At 40.8% G+C, this 18,514-nt stretch carries 16 protein-coding genes; 1 reads left to right on the forward strand and 15 read right to left on the reverse strand.

Going from position 1 to position 18,514, the window contains the following annotated elements:
* Window positions 1-10 precede the first annotated feature (10 nt).
* Window positions 11-2,362, reverse strand: coding sequence for a nitrite reductase large subunit NirB (gene nirB, locus AC3ZVC_RS19850; protein WP_490064905.1), 2,352 nt, complete (start codon window positions 2,360-2,362; stop codon window positions 11-13).
* A 325-nt stretch (window positions 2,363-2,687) separates the two neighbouring features.
* Between nirB and AC3ZVC_RS19855 the strand changes: the two genes are divergently transcribed.
* Complete coding sequence (locus AC3ZVC_RS19855) at window positions 2,688-4,199, forward strand: NarK family nitrate/nitrite MFS transporter (RefSeq protein ID WP_490064906.1); 1,512 nt, start codon at window positions 2,688-2,690, stop codon at window positions 4,197-4,199.
* A gap of 74 nt (window positions 4,200-4,273) precedes the next feature.
* On the opposite strand, the gene ltaS is transcribed toward AC3ZVC_RS19855, so the two are convergent.
* The 14 genes from ltaS to AC3ZVC_RS19925 all read right to left on the reverse strand — a co-directional run bounded on the left by ltaS (window position 4,274) and on the right by AC3ZVC_RS19925 (window position 18,454).
* Window positions 4,274-6,274, reverse strand: a complete 2,001-nt coding sequence (gene ltaS, locus AC3ZVC_RS19860) for a lipoteichoic acid synthase (protein ID WP_490064907.1) — start codon at window positions 6,272-6,274, stop codon at window positions 4,274-4,276.
* A gap of 929 nt (window positions 6,275-7,203) precedes the next feature.
* Window positions 7,204-7,878, reverse strand: coding sequence for a lysozyme family protein (locus AC3ZVC_RS19865; RefSeq protein ID WP_490064908.1), 675 nt, complete (start codon window positions 7,876-7,878; stop codon window positions 7,204-7,206).
* A 274-nt stretch (window positions 7,879-8,152) separates the two neighbouring features.
* Window positions 8,153-9,046, reverse strand: coding sequence for an NAD(P)-dependent oxidoreductase (locus AC3ZVC_RS19870; RefSeq protein ID WP_490064909.1), 894 nt, complete (start codon window positions 9,044-9,046; stop codon window positions 8,153-8,155).
* Window positions 9,043-9,828 (reverse strand): hydroxypyruvate isomerase family protein, encoded by a 786-nt coding sequence (locus tag AC3ZVC_RS19875; protein WP_490064910.1) that lies wholly within the window; start codon window positions 9,826-9,828, stop codon window positions 9,043-9,045. Before AC3ZVC_RS19875 ends, AC3ZVC_RS19870 begins: the two co-directional genes overlap by 4 nt.
* A 15-nt stretch (window positions 9,829-9,843) precedes the next feature.
* Complete coding sequence (locus tag AC3ZVC_RS19880; RefSeq protein WP_490064911.1) at window positions 9,844-10,905, reverse strand: M42 family metallopeptidase; 1,062 nt, start codon at window positions 10,903-10,905, stop codon at window positions 9,844-9,846.
* A gap of 19 nt (window positions 10,906-10,924) precedes the next feature.
* Entirely contained in the window at window positions 10,925-11,800 is an 876-nt protein-coding gene (locus AC3ZVC_RS19885) for an MBL fold metallo-hydrolase (protein ID WP_490064912.1), read from the reverse strand.
* A 204-nt stretch (window positions 11,801-12,004) separates the two neighbouring features.
* On the reverse strand, window positions 12,005-12,478 hold the full coding sequence (locus tag AC3ZVC_RS19890; protein WP_490064913.1) for a RidA family protein: 474 nt from the start codon (window positions 12,476-12,478) through the stop codon (window positions 12,005-12,007).
* A 293-nt stretch (window positions 12,479-12,771) separates the two neighbouring features.
* The gene (locus tag AC3ZVC_RS19895) at window positions 12,772-13,122 is read right to left on the reverse strand and encodes a 2Fe-2S iron-sulfur cluster-binding protein (RefSeq protein WP_490064914.1); all 351 of its coding nucleotides are present in this window, start codon (window positions 13,120-13,122) and stop codon (window positions 12,772-12,774) included.
* 340 nt (window positions 13,123-13,462) lie between these two features.
* Entirely contained in the window at window positions 13,463-14,143 is a 681-nt protein-coding gene (locus AC3ZVC_RS19900; protein ID WP_490064915.1) for a GntR family transcriptional regulator, read from the reverse strand.
* Window positions 14,144-14,182: 39 nt separating this feature from the next.
* Complete coding sequence (locus AC3ZVC_RS19905) at window positions 14,183-14,713, reverse strand: chromate transporter (RefSeq protein ID WP_214727737.1); 531 nt, start codon at window positions 14,711-14,713, stop codon at window positions 14,183-14,185.
* Window positions 14,710-15,306, reverse strand: coding sequence for a chromate transporter (locus AC3ZVC_RS19910; protein ID WP_214727738.1), 597 nt, complete (start codon window positions 15,304-15,306; stop codon window positions 14,710-14,712). The genes AC3ZVC_RS19905 and AC3ZVC_RS19910 overlap by 4 nt, the downstream gene beginning before the upstream one ends.
* Before the next feature lie 92 nt (window positions 15,307-15,398).
* The gene (locus AC3ZVC_RS19915) at window positions 15,399-15,878 is read right to left on the reverse strand and encodes a GlcG/HbpS family heme-binding protein (protein WP_490064916.1); all 480 of its coding nucleotides are present in this window, start codon (window positions 15,876-15,878) and stop codon (window positions 15,399-15,401) included.
* 21 nt (window positions 15,879-15,899) lie between these two features.
* Window positions 15,900-17,372 carry an aldehyde dehydrogenase family protein gene (locus AC3ZVC_RS19920; RefSeq protein WP_490064917.1) on the reverse strand — a complete coding sequence of 491 codons (1,473 nt, stop codon included), beginning with the start codon at window positions 17,370-17,372 and terminating at the stop codon, window positions 15,900-15,902.
* 350 nt (window positions 17,373-17,722) lie between these two features.
* On the reverse strand, window positions 17,723-18,454 hold the full coding sequence (locus AC3ZVC_RS19925) for an iron-containing redox enzyme family protein (RefSeq protein WP_214727741.1): 732 nt from the start codon (window positions 18,452-18,454) through the stop codon (window positions 17,723-17,725).
* Between the last annotated feature and the right edge of the window lie 60 nt (window positions 18,455-18,514).

Here is an 18,514-nt window from a genome sequence, read left to right on the forward strand (position 1 = left end):
GTTTTACAAACTAAAAAACGGGTAACTTATGGCGGCATTTATATGAATCTTCCACTAGGCGCTGGATTAAGAGTTTTCTTAGTTCCAAATCAAACACCACTTCCCGCAGGTGTATAAGCCCAATCCTTTCTGTCCATTCTGAAACGCTCTCCAAATATTTGGCGGATTCCCTGAAATATTGAACCAATGTGCAAATTACCTCTACCGCTTCCTTCTCAGTTGAAGCAATAGCCAGAAGCTCTCCAGCTTTTAATTGGATTCCTGCATTTCCGCCGATGTAAATTTCCCAGCACTGTCTAAGTTTGATGACCCCAATATCCTTAACACCAAAGCCTGCGCTGCCATGGATGCAAGAAGCGATTCCAATTTCCAGCCGGTTCGGAGATACTAGATATTCCGTTTTTTTCTGAAGCTGGACAGCCAGTTTCTTTGAAGTAACATTTTCACAGCCACAGTCTTTGAAACCGGTAAGCAGGGTGATGCTGACTGAATTATTGTCATGTATAGGAATTAATTTCATGTCTAAGGACTGCCATATTCTCTGCAAATCTTCCTCTTGGATTCCTTTCAGCATGATCCGTCCGTCATTGCTGATGACTATTTCCGGTATACTGTATTGTTCAGCCACGGCTGCTATTTTTTGCAATTGACTGCTATTCGTTTTTCCCAAATATATTTGCGGTTTGATTGTATAGGTGCCGTTTGCCTCCCTGACTGCGTTGTGTGTTTCACCAACAAAGACAGATTGGCCATCTCCCTCATAATCGGGAACTGTCATTTGCAGGATATAATGCAAAGCAGGTACACAGATGGGGCAGCCATTTTCTTTGCGCCAGTCAAGATCTGTAAATATCCCTTCCACACTTCGCAATCCGCGAAGCTGGATCTCCTCTACAACCTCTTCTTCTGATAGATCCGTACACGTACATAATGTGTCAGGTTCGATATCTTCATGGAAATCATCGCTTTTTATATAGTACAGAAGCTCTTCGACCAGCGGCTTGCATCCTCCGCATGTGCCAGAAGCCTTTGTATATTCTGTCACTTCTTCTGCTGTCTTCAGCCCTTTTGTTAAAACAGCTTCTGCAATCGCCTTTTTTGTGACGCCATTACAGTTGCAAACGATACTGGTTTGAGCCATTGAACTTATGCTGTATTCCTTTTTTGAAGAATTCAAAAGAAGCAGCTTTTCTTCATCGGAAAAGTCTTTCTTCTTCTCCATCATGTCCAATAACCTTACATGGTCTTTTATGTCACCTATTAATAAAAATCCAGCCATTTTGTTATGCTTAAAAACAATTTTTTTATACGTTTGTTCATCTTCGTCATATAAAGTCAAAGCTTTTTTATAGCCTTTTTCAAAAAGCTCTCCTGCAGAAAATACATCCGTTCCGGATATCTTCAGCTTTGAAGATAAAATGGAACCTTTATATTCCTCAGTAAACTTGCCGCAGATCTGTTTTGCCAGTACCCTTCCCTGCTCATACAGCGGCTTTACAAGTCCGTAAACCATCCCTCTATGTTCAGCACATTCACCTACAGCGTAAATATCAGGGATACTCGTTTGCATAAAATCATTGACCATTATTCCCAGATTCGTTTTTATTCCACAATCATGTGCAAGCTTAATATTAGGCCTGACACCGGCTGCTATAATCACCAGATCAGCCGGAAGTTCTGTTCCATCTTTAAAAGTAACCCTTTCGACACGGCCGTTTCCTTCAAAGGACTGTGTTTCGTTTTCCAATAAGAATTTCACGCCCTGTTTCTCAAGCGATCTTTGCAAAAGATTTGCTGCTTTAGTGTCCAGCTGTTTATTCATGATTCTTGCTGCATTATGGACAACATGGACATCCATTCCTAAATGGATAAGGCCTTGGGCAGCCTCCAATCCCAGCAAGCCTCCCCCAAGTACTACGGCATTTTCACCTTTTTTTGATGAATGAATGATTTGCCTGCAATCTTCTATTGTTCGGAATGTCATTACTCCTTCTTTGCTGCAGCCAGGGAGCGGCGGAACATTAGGAGTAGAGCCAGTAGCCAATATAAGCTTGTCATAGAAAACTTTCCGATTTTTATTTGTAGTAAGTGCCTTTTTCGCAGTGTTCAACTTCATAACTGTTTCATTTTTGAATAATTGGATTTGATTTTTCACATACCAATCAGATTTATGGATTGTCAGTTTTTCAATGGAAGACTTCCCTTGCAGAATAGAAGACAATAAGATGCGATTGTAATTAAGATGGTTTTCACTTCCGAAAACCGAAATGGAAAACCGGCCGGGATCATGATGGAGGATTTCCTCTACACAGCGAATTCCTGCCATTCCGTTTCCAATAAGAACTAGTTTTTCTTTAGCCATAGTAACCCTCCAGCAACTCGCTTCCCACCTTTCTAAATTTTTCTTTTTGTTATGTTAGATCTTATCACATAGATTTTGTAATTAACATAACTTTTTGATTATTTTTATCATTACAAAACTTTGGCCCTATCTTGCAGATTTACAATTTATGCTACGTTTTTACTTATTTTTTATTGATATGTAAGCGTTTAATCCAGCTAGCAGCAACGGATACAGATGGAAACAGGAATTTTGACTCACGTAAGAAAACCTTACATAATAATTACATAAAAATTTAATATATGCGATGATGTTAAAATATTCAGATATTGAGGGAGGTTTTTTAATGAAGGTTGCAGATGTATTCAAATTTAAAGATGAGCGAATGAAGGTATTGCACTATACATGGCTCGCGTTTTTTATTTCATTTTTCACGTGGTACAACATGGCTCCTTTAGCTACCACCATGCTGAAGGAAATGAATTGGCTTACTGCACAACATATCGCTGCACTAGGTATTCTGAATGTCGCCTTAACGATTCCAGCCAGAATCATAATTGGGAACCTGCTGGATCGGTATGGCCCCAAACTGGTTTATTCTTCTCTTTTGATTGTCATGTCCATTCCGGCATTAATCTTTGCATTTGCAGATAATTGGCTCCAGCTGATGATTTCGCGCTTAATCCTCGGCAGTATAGGTGCAAGCTTTGTCATTGGCATCCGAATGGTTTCTGAGTGGTTTCCCCCAAAAGATGTCGGCTTTGCAGAAGGAATTTATGGGGGCTGGGGAAATTTCGGATCTGCAGCCGCAGCCATGATCCTGCCGGTTATCGGTCTAAACCTTTTCGGAGGCGATGATGGATGGAGATATGCTTTAGCCTTAACAGGACTCATATGTTTTGTTTATGGGGTATTCTACTTTTGGGCTGTAAAGGATACCCCTGAAGGAAAAGCCCTCGTTAAACCGAAAAGATCAGGGGCAATGGAGGTTAGCACATGGGGAGATTTGTTTCGGCTAATCGTATGGTCCATTCCGCTTGGAGGTGCCCTAGCCGTCAGCGCCTGGAGAATTGAAAATCTGGGCTTTATTTCGGAGAGTGCTTTATATATTGTCTGGAGCCTGATTGGACTGGCTTTTCTTATACAGGTTTATAAGATATTGGAAGTGAATATTCCTATATTAAAAGCGGGAGTTCCTGAGGAAGATCAATATAAGTTTAAAAACGTAGCTGCGTTGAACAGTACATACTTTGCGAATTTCGGTGCAGAGCTTGCGATTGTATCAATGCTGCCCATGTTCTTTCAGCTGACATTCTCCCTGACACCCTCGACAGCCGGATTGATTGCAGCTTCTTTCGCTTTTATTAATCTTATTGCCCGTCCACTTGGCGGGATGCTCTCGGATCGGATGGGAAACAGAAAAAGAGTCATGCTCGTTTATATGCTTGGTATATCGGCCGGCCTCTTGGGTATGGGGTTTATCGATTCCAATTGGCCATTATTTGCTGCTGTTATGATGACCATTCTGACTTCCATGTTCATACAAGGAGCTGAAGGGGCAACCTTCGCCGTCATCCCCATGATAAAAAAACGGATAACGGGGCAAATAGCCGGAATGGCAGGAGCTTATGGAAATGTCGGGGCAACGATCTATTTAATCCTGTATACTTTCGTTTCACCACAAACTTTCTTTTTTATCCTGGCAGCCGGGGCGCTGATCAGCTTTGCCATTTGCTATTTCTGGCTGGAAGAGCCTAAAAACTCCTTTAGCTCGGAATATTATATATCTGAACAGGATCGTCAAACTAACGAGGCCCCACGGGTTAAAGAAAGCATAAGGGAACGAAAGGCATTATAAGACCAACATCCCTAATCCCATAACAGCAAAAAGGCTGCCTGGATTTACCCAGGCAGCCTTTTTTATTTATTTATTTATTTATTAGATGGTTCTTCTACTGTTTTTTCACTTTCCTCTTCGGTATTTGCACCTTCGGATTTTTCCGGTTTATAGTCATATTCCGATCGGTCAACCGGTTCAAAATTTTCAGGTGTGTAGAATCGAAGCAGGTCGCCATTTACTACTTTATCAGAAAGTGCCAGTTTTTGCTCAGCACTTTCCTGAAGCTTTTTCGCTTCTTCAAAACGTTCTTCTTCAAGCAGTTCGCCTGTCGTTGAATCATAGAACTTGCCGTCAACAGAAGAGATTGTCGGACTCATAAAGTCGCCGTTTCTGAACGGTACAAGATCATCGTGCTGTTCTGATAATAAATCTGTACCAAACTGCAGATAATCTTTAGTATCGATACCCAGCAAGTGCATTAGGGTTGGCATTAAATCAATCTGTCCGCCAAATTCATGGCTTACTCCGCCTTCCATGCCAGGTACACGTATAAATAACGGAACACGCTGAAGTCCAGCACTATCAAACGGCGTAATTTCTTTGCCGAGAACTTCTTCCATTGCTTTGTTATGGTTTTTTGAAATACCATAATGGTCACCGTACATCACGATAATGGAGTTGTCATACAGGCCGGATGCTTTAAGCTGCTCAAAGAACTCTTTAAGTGCTTCATCAGCATAACGGGCTGTCTGGAAGTAGTTATCCACCGATTTATCGCCTGTTGTATGCGGCTCAATCGTCGCCTTCTCCTGATCCATATGGTACGGATAGTGATGCGATACAGTAATAAATTTTGAGTAAAATGGCTGTGGAAGTGATTCCAAATATGGCATGGATTGCTCAAAGAATGGTTTATCCATTAATCCATAGTCAGCCATGTCCTCTGGCTTTAGATCATAATAGTTTGCATCAAAGAAATTGTCATAGCCAAATGATTTATAAATCTCATTACGGTTCCAGAAGCTTCCGGAGTTGCCGTGGAATACGGCAGATGAATAACCTTTATCCTTCAAGATTGCCGGAGCAGCATGGTATGTGTTCATACCTTTCGTAGTGAATGCAGAGCCCTGTGGCAATCCGTATAAAGAGTTCTCCAAAATAAACTCGGCATCTGCTGTTTTACCTTGCGCAGTCTGATGGAAGAAATTATCAAAATACATTGTGTTTTCTTCACGGGTTAATGAGTTTAAGAATGGCGTTACTTCTTCACCATGCAACTCATAGTTCATAAGGAAAGTCTGAATAGATTCAAGATGCAGATAAATCACATTCATACCCTCTGCTGCACCAAAGTACTTCGGGTTCGGTTCTGCGTAATTGGATTTCGTAAAGTTTATGACTTCTGTTGTATCGCTGCTGTCCGCCATAACACGCTGAGCGGATGCTTTCGTACTTTGCACCGCGTCATAGATCGTATAATTGTACATACCCAGATACTTAACGATATAGTTACGGTCAAATCCTCTAGTCAATAGCTCAGGACGGTCTGTTTCAGCAATGCCCAGGTTTGCAAAGGAAACAGCCAGTGAAGCATAAATCAATGCTGCCACTCTGCGGCGGGACATATCCTTTGTTTCAACTTTTACGACTTTAAATACAAGCAATCCTATCAGCACTAAAACATCAATAAAGAAAAGGAAGTCATACGAATTCAAAAGAGAGCTTACACTGCTGCTTACATCACCAAAGTTTTGGGTTTGGGTTAGTGTAGGCAGCGTAATAAAGTCGTTAAAGAAACGATAGTACACCACGTTTGCAAATAATAGGAAAGATAAAATGAAATATATAACCATTAAGGCAATATACTTCTTTCTTCCCTTAAAGAAAAATGCAAGTCCTAAAAATAGCAGTGAAGACCCAAGCGGATTAATAAATAAGAGGATCTGCTGCAATGTACTTTCAATACCTAAATTAAATTGTGTCATTTGAGTTATATACGTTTTCATCCAAAGCAGAAATACTGCCAAAAAGAAAAAGCCAATATATTTATTAAAAATACCATGACTCTTTTGAAGTAAAGTATTCAAAATCATACACCTACCTTCTAGCACATTATTCTAACATAATTCACTATCAATTTTAAAATCATATGTTGGCAATCAATCTAGTAATTAGTATAACTGTTAAATATTACAAAACTATGAACAAACTAAGAAATAACTTAAAGTACTGTGCAAGAATATAACTATACTCCGTTTTTGCAAAAAGTCAAGCATGTCCGGATAAAACAGCTATTCCCGCCTATAAGAACAGTACTTTAGGCTCTGAACCCGAAGTGCTTTTAACTGATCTTACTATAAAATGATAGAACCATCTAATTACTTAACAGAAAATAAACTCACGTATATATAGACGATTGAAAAGCTATTTAGTTTCATTTTTTATGTAAAAACTTATTAAAATATAATTTTTGAAGCAAAGAGAAAAAACAGACAACAGCCAATTTATATGATAGACAATAAAAAAATATACCTTGATGCGGAAATTTAACATGGCGGTAAGACATAATTTACATCACTAAATGGCCAGTCTGGCTGCCAATAATCATTTAACGATGCCGCTCTCGTTGCCTATAATGGCAAAATCCCGCTAAATAATACACAGTAATAAAGGTTACTTGCTACTATCGAAATAGCTTCAGTCATGACCTATAAACAATTCCTCCAGGAAAACATTCTTAAACCCCTTCAGCTTAAAAATATAAAAGTGAAAGTTATGTTGTTTTTAATAAACTGCTATAAAGATAAGTTGTTTTCAACCTTGCATAACGCAAATGAACCTATGTAAATACGAATTAAAGCCAGTTTCATATGGCAGTTATTTCAGTAAATGAGGATTTTATGAATAAAGAAGAGTATTTTTAAAAAAATACAGACAAAAAACCGCACAAAATTTTTAAGTGCGGTTTTTGGCTACAATATTTTTTTTATGTTTTATTTTTGCATCAGTGTTGGAGACCGTTTTACCAAACCGATTTAAAGTCCCCGCTCTTCTCAGAATTGCTTGCTGTTAAGATTTCTATGTTTTTGGTTACTTTCGTTGTATAAGTGAAGTCGCCATAACAATATGGGTAGCGGAAGTTACTTTTATCACCGCCGCAGTTATATACTTGCGGGTTCTTTTCTGCCTGTACAAGAGAGAACTCCTTGGCTATCTCCTCACTATGCTTCCCGCCTTGCTTAGCTACGAAGTCAATATAGCCAATCCCCATATTATAAGCCTGGATAACAGTTGGGAAATCTACATTTTTCTGGTTACCATAATTTAAAGCTCTCTGAAAATGTTTTACTCCCTGTTTAATGCTCTGTTCCGGATCACTGATGGAGTTGGGGGGCAAACCAGCAGATTCAGAGGCCTGCATGGGATCTCCACCCTTTCCTTTGCTTTCCTGCTGCATAATAGCCGCAAGCACCAATGTATATTCTTCAAGATTTACCTCTTCCAATTCCCTTCGAAGAACCGGCGTGTATTTTTGCACATCTTCAGCTACAGGATTTGGCAGGAACGTCACCGCTTTTTCCTCTACGTTGAGCTTTAGAAATTGGTCAATTAAGACAAAGGAAAAAATAATCGTAAATAATAATAAAGCTATATTTGAACTGCGTTTTACTCTTTTTTTGCTTTTTTTGCGCTTCATTGCTGTTCTCCCGGTTTCTCTATTAGTTCAGTTTTTTTCTATTATACTAATTTAGGAGAATAACGGCAAAGCATTATAATTTTAATAGAAAAGTCATTGTTAGTATTCCCTTTTTTAAACTGGCAAAATATTTATCGGTCAGTTTACATAGTTTATCAGTCAAATCTTTAATATATCGGTTAGTTTTCCGATATATCGGTCAGTTCGCTTCGTACCAGCTTGTCACTAATTTCACTAGGAAATTAATAAAAACGGAGGCAATTCAGCCCCCGTTCTATTTTTTTCTTTTAACAACCACTCCTGCTTGTTCCTCCAGCGTCTGAATGACAGAAGACATATCCTGATCACTAAGTCCCTTGTCTGCAGCGTTTTGAAATGCCCTTTCTGCCATTTGCCCTGTATATTGCGTCAGCCCTGCTTCCTTCAAAAGCCTGTTCGCCAGGCGGACATCCTTATGGACATATTTCACTGCCCCGCCAGGATCGAAATTCCTATCAAATACGTACTGTTCCATATGTCTCCGCAAAATCCTGCTATCTCCATAGCTAACCTTTAAAATGTTAAAGAGCTGTTCGGAATCTAAACCATAAGCTGCCCCGGCTACCATTGCCTCCGATGCTGCCAGGGAATGGACTGCAACAAGATACTGATTGATAAGTTTGGCAATGCTGCCTGAACCAGAAGGACCAAGATATTCAACGGTTTCACCCATCACCTTCAGGATATGGTTTACTTTTTCGAAAGCAGCTTTCTCACCTCCGACCATTATCGTTAAAGTGCCGCTTTCCGCACCTTCAGGCCCTCCGCTTACAGGAGAATCAAGATAACGGATCCCTTTCACATTTGCCAGCTCATATATTTCTTTACTTGTATCCTCTCCTACTGATGTCAAGTCAATGCAGACAGTTCCAGGGCGAGCATATTCGATAATGCCCTCATTTCCTGTATAAACCTCCAAAACATCCCCTGGCATGGATAAGCAAGTACAAATCACGTCACATTGGCGGGCAAGCGAGCTGATGGAATCAGCAGGATCCGCTCCCTGCTCCAGTAGCGCCTTAGCCTTCTCAATCGTCCGGTTATATACATACACCTGATAGCCGTTATTAAGCAGGCGTTTAACCATCCGCGAGCCCATTACTCCGGTTCCAATAAAACCAATTTTCATGCTATATCCTCCCTACTATGATCCTTTAGCCACTCAAAGCTTTCCTCGCTTCTGCCTTGCGGGTTATACTCAAGGCCAATATAGCCTTTATAGGCATCTTTCAAATGCTGAAGTATTTCCTTATAATTCATTTCTCCTGTACCTGGCTCATGCCTTCCCGGGTTATCTGCAATCTGCACATGCTCCACAAGATTAGAATATTTTTGAAAGATTGAAAGCGGTTTTCCATGGATTCTTTCAATATGGTAAAAATCAAACTGAAGCTTCACATTTGGCAAATCAACAACTTTCAATATCTCCACAGCCTGTTCTATATCACTTAAGAAATAGCCAGGCATATCGAAAGGGTTGATAGGTTCTATTAATAGTGAGATCCCATATTCCGCCATTTTTGAACCAGCATACAAAAGATTATCAATATATACTTGTTTTGCTTCTTCTTGATCGCTTTCAGAAACGATTCCAGCCATACAATGGATGTTTGTAACCTTTAAGGCATTTGCATAACGGATTGCTTCATCTACTGATCTACGAAACTCTTCAATACGGCGGGGATTTGCAGCAATGCCACGTTCTCCTTTTTCCCAAACACCTGGCGGCAAATTAATCAAAAGCATTGATAACCGATTCTGCTCGAGCTCCCTCTGAATTTCTTCTATTGTGCAGTCATACGGAAATTGGCACTCAACATATAAAAAACCATATTCCCTGGCTTTTTTAAAACGCTCCAAAAAAGGGACTTCTGTAAAAACGGTTGAAACATTAACGGCGAATTTCTTCATCACAACCTCCATCAATTAAAAAGGAAATTTTTGATCTTCCTCCAGATTTAAGATAAATGCTTTAACCAAATCCTTTGTGGCTTCAAGGTCCGCATAATCAATAACCTCAACGGGCGAATGGGCATAACGGGAAGGGATTGAGAGAACACCTGTTGGAATTCCCTTATTGGCGTAAGCCACTGCCCCGCCATCTGTTCCAATGCCCGGGAAGACTTCAAGCTGATAAGGTATTTTGCTTTCCTTTGCCTGCTTTATCAATAAATCTTTCATCGTCTTATGTACAATCAAACTGAAATCCATCACTTTAATGCCTGTTCCTCTGCCCAGACCGAGACTGCCATCCATAGTTTCTTCTGGTGTATCACTGACTGCAGTCGTATCAATGGCAATAGCGGCATCGGCTTTTAAATGTTCTGCCGCTGTTTTAGCTCCCCTTAAACCGACCTCCTCCTGAACCGCAAAAAGGAAAATCAATTCGCCGGCAAAAGTTGCATCTTTTAATTCTTCAAGTGCTTGTACCAGCACAGCGCACCCAGCTCGGTCATCTAGCGCCTTTGATCGAATCTTTTTGCTCTTTTCAGGTCCAAAAACCTGGAACCCGGTACCCCAGGTAACAGGTGTTCCAATTTCAACACCCATTTCCGCCGCCTCTTCTTTTGAAGCAGCACCAATATCAATATACATTTGAGAATGCTTTCTCACTTTATTGGGATCATCAAATTTCACATAGTGAGCAGACATTGTGCCGATCACACCGTGCACATCACCTTCAGTTCCTAACACTTTCACTGGCTGGGCAAGAAGAATGCGGTCATCGTTTCCGCCTAATTTTTCAAAACGCAGCAGACCGTTTTCTTCAATCTTTTTAACCATAAATCCGATTTCATCCAAATGAGCCGTTAGTAAAATAACCGGTCCCGGCTTCTCACCTTTCTTCCGTGCAATCACATTCCCGATTGGGTCAATCATGACGGAGTCCGTTTTATCCTCCAGATACTCCTTTAAATAGTAGGATACGGCATGTTCATAACCGCACGGACCAGATAAACTGGTAAGTTTTTTTAGTAAATCTATCATTTATTTAGCTCCTTTTATCTTAGTTGTCAGTTATCCGTTCATTTTCGAGTTCAAACCCATTCACAAAATATTCTATTGTCTCAAGCTCATTCTCATTCAGTTCACGATTTATATACGTTTTATAGGCCTTTTTAATTTTTTCTGTTTGCCCTTCTAATTGTTCGGTTAGTTGGGCAGCCCTCCTAAGCAAATTGGCTTCTTGGAGGTATTCATTCTTCGAAAGGGCCTTCCAGTGGGATAGTATATATGTATCAGCTTCAAATCGATCTATCGAATCCAATAATTGAAGCATACGCTCAGATGTGTAGTTCCATTTGCTAGAATAAAGGTTTGCGTATATGGCATCTCCCAAAAATAAAATTTTTTCTTCCTTAATATATATAACTACTGAATCTGCAGAATGGTCCCCTCCAACATGCTGCACTTGACATGTAATTCCGCCAAGATCAATTTTCAGTTGTTTCTCGAATGTCACCTCGGGCAGTTTGATTCTAATATTCCTTTCTATACCAAACTCTTTCTTTATCGCACTGGCGCAAAACTCAATTTCAACTCCCATCCGCACTCGGTCATCTAATGCTTCATCTGTCCATTCGAATGGAATAAGCTTTTTCATTTCAGCTTTTGTTTGATTTGATGAAACAGACACCATATCCAAAGCTGGTAAGCCAAAAATATGATCCCAATGCCAATGTGTCAGCACAACCATACTTGGTGCCGGAATATCAAGCCTCGCAAGTTCGCTTAAAAAGTAAGCTGCATGCTCCTCGGAATTACCCGCATCAATCATCAAAGTTCGATTCTCACCGACAACTGCACCCAAAATAGGGCGGTCCGTCTCAGAAACAGGGGTCTGATACCAAAATCGATCACTAATTTTTTCTAAAGTTTGCATAAATTCTCCCCCTATTATTGCTTTCTTTCATTAATTCGGTAAAAATAACTGGACACCTTTTTCTATTTTTAAAAAATAGACTGTTTTCGAAACTATGTTGCTTTTTTAATAAGTATTGCGGGCAGTTTGATTTCCGCTTTTAGAAAGAAGGCAAAAATAAAAAGCTGCCCCTATCACTGAGCAGCCCATTAAAAGAATTTAAAGCTATTTAATTTCAACAACCATTTCAATTTCTACCGGGGCTCCTCCTGGGAGGGAAGCCATTCCTACTGCTTTGCGTGCATGTCCATTTTCTTTACCGAAAATTTCGTGAAGCAGATTTGATGCGGCATTAATGACGGCAGGATGGTCTTTAAAATCGCTAGTTGCAGCAACGTATCCATCCATTTTGACTACTCTCTTGACTTTGTTTAAATCTCCAATGATTCCTTTAAGGGCTGCCAGTAAATTTAGCGTACAGATTCTTGCTGCTTCCTGTGCTTCCTCGATACTGATGTCTGCTCCAACAGTCCCAGTGTACTTCTGACCACCATTTACTCTTGGCGTTTGACCGGACAGGAAGACCATATTTCCTGAGATAACCCCCGGCTCAAACGGCATCTTGATATCAACTAGAACAGGAAGCTGGATATTTAACTCTTCCAGTCTTTCTTCAATACCCTTTTTCAATCCTTCCATTGCTAAGCCTCCTGGGAAACACTTTGTTTTAATGAAGAATAAAGCTTTTTCGTGAACTTGAAAGAGCGGTGAGTATAATAAACTTTGGCAAAAGCATGATTTTCACAAAGCGAGCATTTGATTTGGTACGGAGCTTTTCGAATATGAGGCGTTTTCAATAATTGTATAACTTCTTTTAGATGACTATTGCAAACCCACATTATTTCACCCTCTTTTGGTATTCTTTTAAACTCTTTCAATCTGTAATAGGCAAGTTTAGATACGTCTATTACAGATTGAAATGTGCCGGCTTATCATTTGCTTGCAGATACAGTCGGCTTTAATTTATCCGGCTTTCTTTTTTTCACCTGGCTGGTTACTTCCTCGTCCCAGGAGATGGTGATATCACCGTTTGTGACAAATGTCTGGCATCCTAAACGAAAGCCTTTCTCCAGCCACTTTTCCCCCAATTTTCTTCTTTCCTGAATTTTGACATTATCAAGGTATTCCGATCCTTCTTCTGCTTTAAAAACACATGTTCCGCAAATTCCGCCGCCGCAGCGATTTGGAAGTTCTCCATCATAGCGAAGCGACATTCTTAATATATTTGAATCCTCAGGCACCTCTAATTTCTTATTGCTGTTTACAAAATGGATGTTTGGCATGATCGATTTCCTCCTTGTTCTTCTCTTCTTGGTATACAATATACCATATAAATAATATTCAGACAATATAAAACTTTTAAAAAATTAAAGTTTTTCTCTAAACTGTTTTCCCAAGCTTTGTAGTTTTTTAACTTGTGGCAGCAGAGGGGTGATTTCCTCTACAGGATGCTCGCACCAAACGTTCCAATCAACCACTTTTATTTCTCACTCGATCCTTTTCACAATTCCTTTAAAAAAACAATTATTAAACAAGTGCCTTTCTTTATGCATTTTTTTACTGTTCTACTTGCATCTGAAAATATGGAAAACAGGCTGCTCCAGGATAGCCGCCTGCTTAAGTCTAGTTATTAAACTTCTTTTTAATGCCTTCCATATAGGCTATATAGGCTTTCTTTGAATTCTCAATATGAATCCTCATCAGGTACTCAGCTATTTCGGTATCTTTGTCACGCAGTGCCTTCATGATATCGATATGTTCTTTTAGTGAATCCTTCCTTCTGCCTGGTGTTTCATAGCCCATATTGGCAGCCATATGAATAAAATCGATAAGGCCGGAAAGAATTTCGTATAATTTAGGGCTTTTGGATGCTTTATTAATTAGCCTATTCATTTGGATATGCTCAGAATTAAAGTTTTCTTCAGCCTGTTCGTTAAGTTCCATCAGTTCTTGAATTTTCCGGTCCAATTCTTTCTGTGTTTCCATATCCATTCTTTGGGCTGCCAATTTTACAGCAAGGACTTCCAGGGAAGAGAGAATCGTAAATACCTCCAATACTTCATCTTCTGAAATATTAGAAATTACAACTCCTTTTCTTGGGACGGTTTTCACAAAGCCTTGTGATTCAAGCCGGAATAAAGCCTCACGAATTGGGGTGCGGCTTATGTTCAGCTTGGCAGCCAGTTCTCTCTCAACTAGACGGTCGCCAGCCTGGTACTCCCCTTCTAAAATTAACTTTTTTAAGTACAGATAAGCATGTTCGCGTATTGATATTAGCTGATTTTCCTCCCATGTTTTTTCCATTTTTCCACCTGCTATTATTTTTTTATAGTCCGATAGAGATTAAGATAAGAAAATACCTCCATAAAACAATGCGCCAAAAATGACGAGAGAAGGATGTACCTTAAACTTGATTAATGTTAAATAGCTGACTGCTGCAAGCAGCACAAGATGAAGTACGCCGCTGTTTTCAAAGGCTGTTAAAAAAAATTGGTATGCCATGACAGCCAGCAGTACAGCAATGATCGGCTGTACGGATTTCGTCATGAGTTTGACCTTAGGCGAGTCTTTAAATAAGTTAACAAACTTAAACAGCAAAATGACTGCCAAAGCGGATGGAAGAATGGTTGCTGCAAGAGCTATAACCGCTCCTAAAACCCCGCCTAATTCGTAGCCGATAAAGCCTGCCATTTTTGTGGCGATGGGACCCGGCAGAGCATTCGCTATAGCAAGTACATCCCCAAACTCAGATAGTGTCATCCACCCATTGTTGTTTACCACTTCAATCTGAATCAGCGGGATGGTTGCCGGTCCGCCCCCGTAGCCTAGTAAATTCGCAATTAAAAACGCCCAGAAAATATCCCAATAGATCATGAGCTTTTCTCCCTTACTGGAATGAATTCTTCCTTAACACTCTTCTCAGTCTTTTCTTTCCGATGCGCAATATAAAAAGCAGAAATCAGGACAGCAGCAATCAATATTCCCGGATGCCATTCCATAATCTGGACAAAGATTAATGATATGGCCGCGAGCAACAGTGTTTTGGCCATGCCCAGTCCCTTGCTGCCTTTTTGGAAAAACCGGTAGGCCATCTCAGCAAGCATAAAGCCGATAACAGGTGTTACGCCTTGGACCATTCCGCTTACGATAGGCGATTGGCGGAACGAGTAAAGCACGCCCAGCAAGCCAAGCATGGCGATGATGGATGGCAGGATATGTGTAAGGATTGCTACGGTTGCCCCAAGCCCTCCTTTTACTTTAAAGCCAATATAAGCTGCCATTTTTGTTGCTATAGGCCCAGGCATCGTATTGGCTAAAGCTAAAATCTCCCCAAATTCTTCCTCACTCATCCACTTATATTTTTTAACTGCCTCAAATTCGATCAGCGGTATTGTCGAAGGACCTCCTCCATACCCTGTCACACCGGTGCGAGCAAATCCAATCGCCAATTCAAGATAAGGTTTCATGCGATCCTCCCTCTCTATCTTTTTTCAAAAGTCCCTATGACTGAATAAGGACCCCATTCCGCTATTACCATAACGAATGAGGCCCTTTTCTATTATTTTTTAATGTCTGCTTCTGTTACCACTTCATATCCGTCTTTTTCCAGATAAGATTGTAGTGCTTGTAAAGCAGCGGTTCCAACAGCCGTATCTTGCTCGCCATTCCCGCCGCTGATTCCGATTCCTCCAACTACTTCTCCGTTTACCACGATTGGGAAACCGCCAACAAACACAGCAAACTTGCCGTTAAGCATATGCTGGATGCCGAATGCTTCATTTCCTGGCAGTGCCGGACCGTTTGGCTCTTTATTAAATAAATGAGTCGAACGTTTATGACCTGAAGCTGTATAGGCTTTAGCAATGGCAATTTCAGGGCCTGTGATTCTTGCTCCGTTCATCCTTTCAAGAGCAAGCAGGCTTCCTCCATCATCTACAATCGCAATCGTTTCAAGAACATTAATTTCAGCTGATCTTTCCTTCGCTGCTTCAATCATTAACTTTGCTTCTTCTAATTCCAATTTAAGGGCTGTTTTCATGTTCATTCTCCTTCTATCTAATTAGTAGCCGATATAAACAGTTTTGACTTGCGTGAAGAATTCAAGGCCAACTCTGCCGGATTCACGGAAGGTTGCCGTACTGGATTGCTTCAAGCCGCCAAACGGAGCATTAATCAAGTTGCCGGTCGTTGTCCGGTTCACTTTTACCGTCCCTGCCTGAATGTCTTTTGTGAACCTGTTTGCCGTTTTTAAATTATTGGTTACAATCGAAGCAGACAATCCATAGTCAACATCATTCGCGATCGCGATGGCTTCTTCATATGTATCTACTTCGATAACGGCAATCACTGGACCAAATATTTCTTCTTTTGCAATGCGGTGATTTGGTTTTACATTGGTGAAAATGGCCGGCGATACAAAGAATCCTTTCTCGTATGCAGCAGTGGTCAAATGTTCACCCCCATATACAAGTTCAGCTCCATCTTCTTTGCCGAATTCAATATACTTCAGGACATTTTTTAATTGCTTTTCATTTGCAAGCGGGCCGATTTTAACTCCCTCTTCAAAACCGTTGCCGATTTTAAGAGCACTTGTTTTCTCAATCAATTTTTGCACGTATGCTTCTTTTACTTCCCTCAACACTATAACTCTGCTTGTTCCCGTACACGCTTGCCCTGTTAAGGAGAAGCCTCCATTTACGGTTAACGTCGCAGCAAGGTCGAGATCCGCATCACCCATGACAACGAGCGGATTTTTCCCGCCAAGCTCCATTTGGGTACGGGTAGTGAAAGCGCTCTTGCGGTGGATATCTACTCCTGCAGCGGTTGAACCGGTAAAAGTGACAGCTTTAACAGCTGGATGAGTGACTAATGGATCCCCAACATCTGATGCCTTGCCAGTGACAAAGTTCAGGACACCTTTTGGCAGTCCAGCCTGCTGCAATGCTTCGACCAGCCGAACAGCGATTAGGGGAGTATCTGAAGAAGGTTTGAAGACAACTGTGTTGCCTGTAATTAAAGCTGGAGCAATTTTTCTGGCAGCAATGGAAATAGGAAAGTTCCAAGGTGTAATGACACTCACTACCCCTAGCGGCTCCCTTTCCGTCGATACTTTCATATTCGGGTCATCATTCGGGAAGGTCTCGCCTGTGAAGCTTTGTCCTTCCACCGCATAATAGCGAAGCGTCTGGGCTGATCTCAGAACTTCATTTTTAGCATCATTCATATGCTTTCCTTCTTCTCTTGACAGTTCTTCTGCATATTTGGGTGCATTTTCTTCCAGAATTGAAGCAGCTTTGTTTAAAATGGCAGCCCGCTTGGATGGGGCTGTTTTTGCCCATTCTTGAAAAGCTTCGTTTGCAGCTTCGATTGCCAGTTTTACATCGGTTTCATTTGATGCCTGAAAAACACCAACTACATCTTCGGTGTTTGCAGGATTTACGCTATAAAACTTTTTTTGGCTGGCTGATTCCTGCCATTCTCCGTTAATGTAGTTTTGGAATGTTTCTACTTTTGTTGTAATCAAAGTTATCACCTTACTCTCTGTTTATTTCACCGTTTACTTCGCAAATTCACTGTTTATAAAAATAGCCGCCACTTAGACCTCGATTGACAAGATTTAGTGTGACGGCCTGGAATAGAAAATTCTTCAACTTGAATGAGTCTTTTTTGGTTGTTTAGCTCTGGTAATTTGGCCTGTTGATTTCCGCTCCAGGAGCTCGCTTTCCGCGGGGCGGGCGGTGAGCCTCCTCGTCGCTTCGCGTCTGTGGGGTCTCACCTGTCCGCTGCTCCCGCAGGAGTCTCGCTCCTTCCGCTCCAATCAACAGAGTGCTAAATCATTAGTTGGCTTTCTTACAGCCAATTCTATTATTCATTACTTCATATTTATTTAGCTTCCACTAAAGAACCCAGATCCTGTTCTAGGTACTCTCTCCAAAGGCCATCCATGTACATGCGACGCATTTTGGCACCTGTTCGGACTACTTCTAGGCAGCGCTGCTGTAGTTCTGGCGTGTCTGCGTGGTCTAGAACAATTTTGTAGCCGCGTTCTCCATGGATTTCATCGGATACGATGTGAAGGTCGAAGAATTCAATTTCTTCATCTGTAAATCCATATTGTGCACGAAGAGCAGGGGTTTGTTTACGATAGATATCAGGTACCTGAGACTCAAGGCCAACAACTAGAGCTGCTGTTGCAACAACAAAGTTTTCACGTGCAGCCACTGCATAGCACCAGCTTTGAAGGCCTAATGTTGTTGGAGCCATGTTTTCAGGATTGATGACGCGTTCACGAGTTGTTCCGCAAGCTTCCGCGAAGCGAATCAGCAGGTCTGTATGACGGTCAGCAGCAATTTCTTCTTCATACATATTTTGAAGTGTGAAGTCTTTTGCTGCTTCGAATTTTGGATCAGATGGAGTGTTGTGGTAGATATACGCTAAGTAGTCTGCGAAAGGTCCTACATAGTGGTAATGGTTTTCAGCCCATCTTGCAAAGTGCTTTCTTTCAAGCTTTCCTTCAGCCCAAGCTACTGTAAATGGAGCTTTCTGACTATGATTTCCTTTAATCGCTTCCTCTAGTTCTTTGCGAAATTCATCTTTAGATAATAATTCTGGCATGTATAAACTCCTCCTCGATTTTTATGTAGCCTAGTGGCATTTGATATTTTGTATACCAAA

It is taken from the genome of Cytobacillus sp. C11.1, assembly GCF_058145115.1.

What these genes read in the sequence shown, in the direction of transcription:
- AC3ZVC_RS19915 (WP_490064916.1), bottom strand. Translation starts at nt 15,878, where the DNA reads ATGAAAACAGCCCTTAAATTGGAATTAGAAGAAGCAAAGTTAATGATT.
- AC3ZVC_RS19910 (WP_214727738.1), bottom strand. Translation starts at nt 15,306, where the DNA reads ATGAAACCTTATCTTGAATTGGCGATTGGATTTGCTCGCACCGGTGTG.
- AC3ZVC_RS19865 (WP_490064908.1), bottom strand. Translation starts at nt 7,878, where the DNA reads ATGAAGCGCAAAAAAAGCAAAAAAAGAGTAAAACGCAGTTCAAATATA.
- AC3ZVC_RS19890 (WP_490064913.1), bottom strand. Translation starts at nt 12,478, where the DNA reads ATGGAAGGATTGAAAAAGGGTATTGAAGAAAGACTGGAAGAGTTAAAT.
- AC3ZVC_RS19905 (WP_214727737.1), bottom strand. Translation starts at nt 14,713, where the DNA reads ATGATCTATTGGGATATTTTCTGGGCGTTTTTAATTGCGAATTTACTA.
- AC3ZVC_RS19895 (WP_490064914.1), bottom strand. Translation starts at nt 13,122, where the DNA reads ATGCCAAACATCCATTTTGTAAACAGCAATAAGAAATTAGAGGTGCCT.
- nirB (WP_490064905.1), bottom strand. Translation starts at nt 2,362, where the DNA reads ATGGCTAAAGAAAAACTAGTTCTTATTGGAAACGGAATGGCAGGAATT.
- AC3ZVC_RS19880 (WP_490064911.1), bottom strand. Translation starts at nt 10,905, where the DNA reads ATGATAGATTTACTAAAAAAACTTACCAGTTTATCTGGTCCGTGCGGT.
- AC3ZVC_RS19875 (WP_490064910.1), bottom strand. Translation starts at nt 9,828, where the DNA reads ATGAAGAAATTCGCCGTTAATGTTTCAACCGTTTTTACAGAAGTCCCT.
- AC3ZVC_RS19855 (WP_490064906.1), top strand. Translation starts at nt 2,688, where the DNA reads ATGAAGGTTGCAGATGTATTCAAATTTAAAGATGAGCGAATGAAGGTA.
- AC3ZVC_RS19925 (WP_214727741.1), bottom strand. Translation starts at nt 18,454, where the DNA reads ATGCCAGAATTATTATCTAAAGATGAATTTCGCAAAGAACTAGAGGAA.
- AC3ZVC_RS19885 (WP_490064912.1), bottom strand. Translation starts at nt 11,800, where the DNA reads ATGCAAACTTTAGAAAAAATTAGTGATCGATTTTGGTATCAGACCCCT.
- AC3ZVC_RS19870 (WP_490064909.1), bottom strand. Translation starts at nt 9,046, where the DNA reads ATGAAAATTGGTTTTATTGGAACCGGAGTAATGGGCTCGCGGATGGTT.
- AC3ZVC_RS19900 (WP_490064915.1), bottom strand. Translation starts at nt 14,143, where the DNA reads ATGGAAAAAACATGGGAGGAAAATCAGCTAATATCAATACGCGAACAT.
- ltaS (WP_490064907.1), bottom strand. Translation starts at nt 6,274, where the DNA reads ATGATTTTGAATACTTTACTTCAAAAGAGTCATGGTATTTTTAATAAA.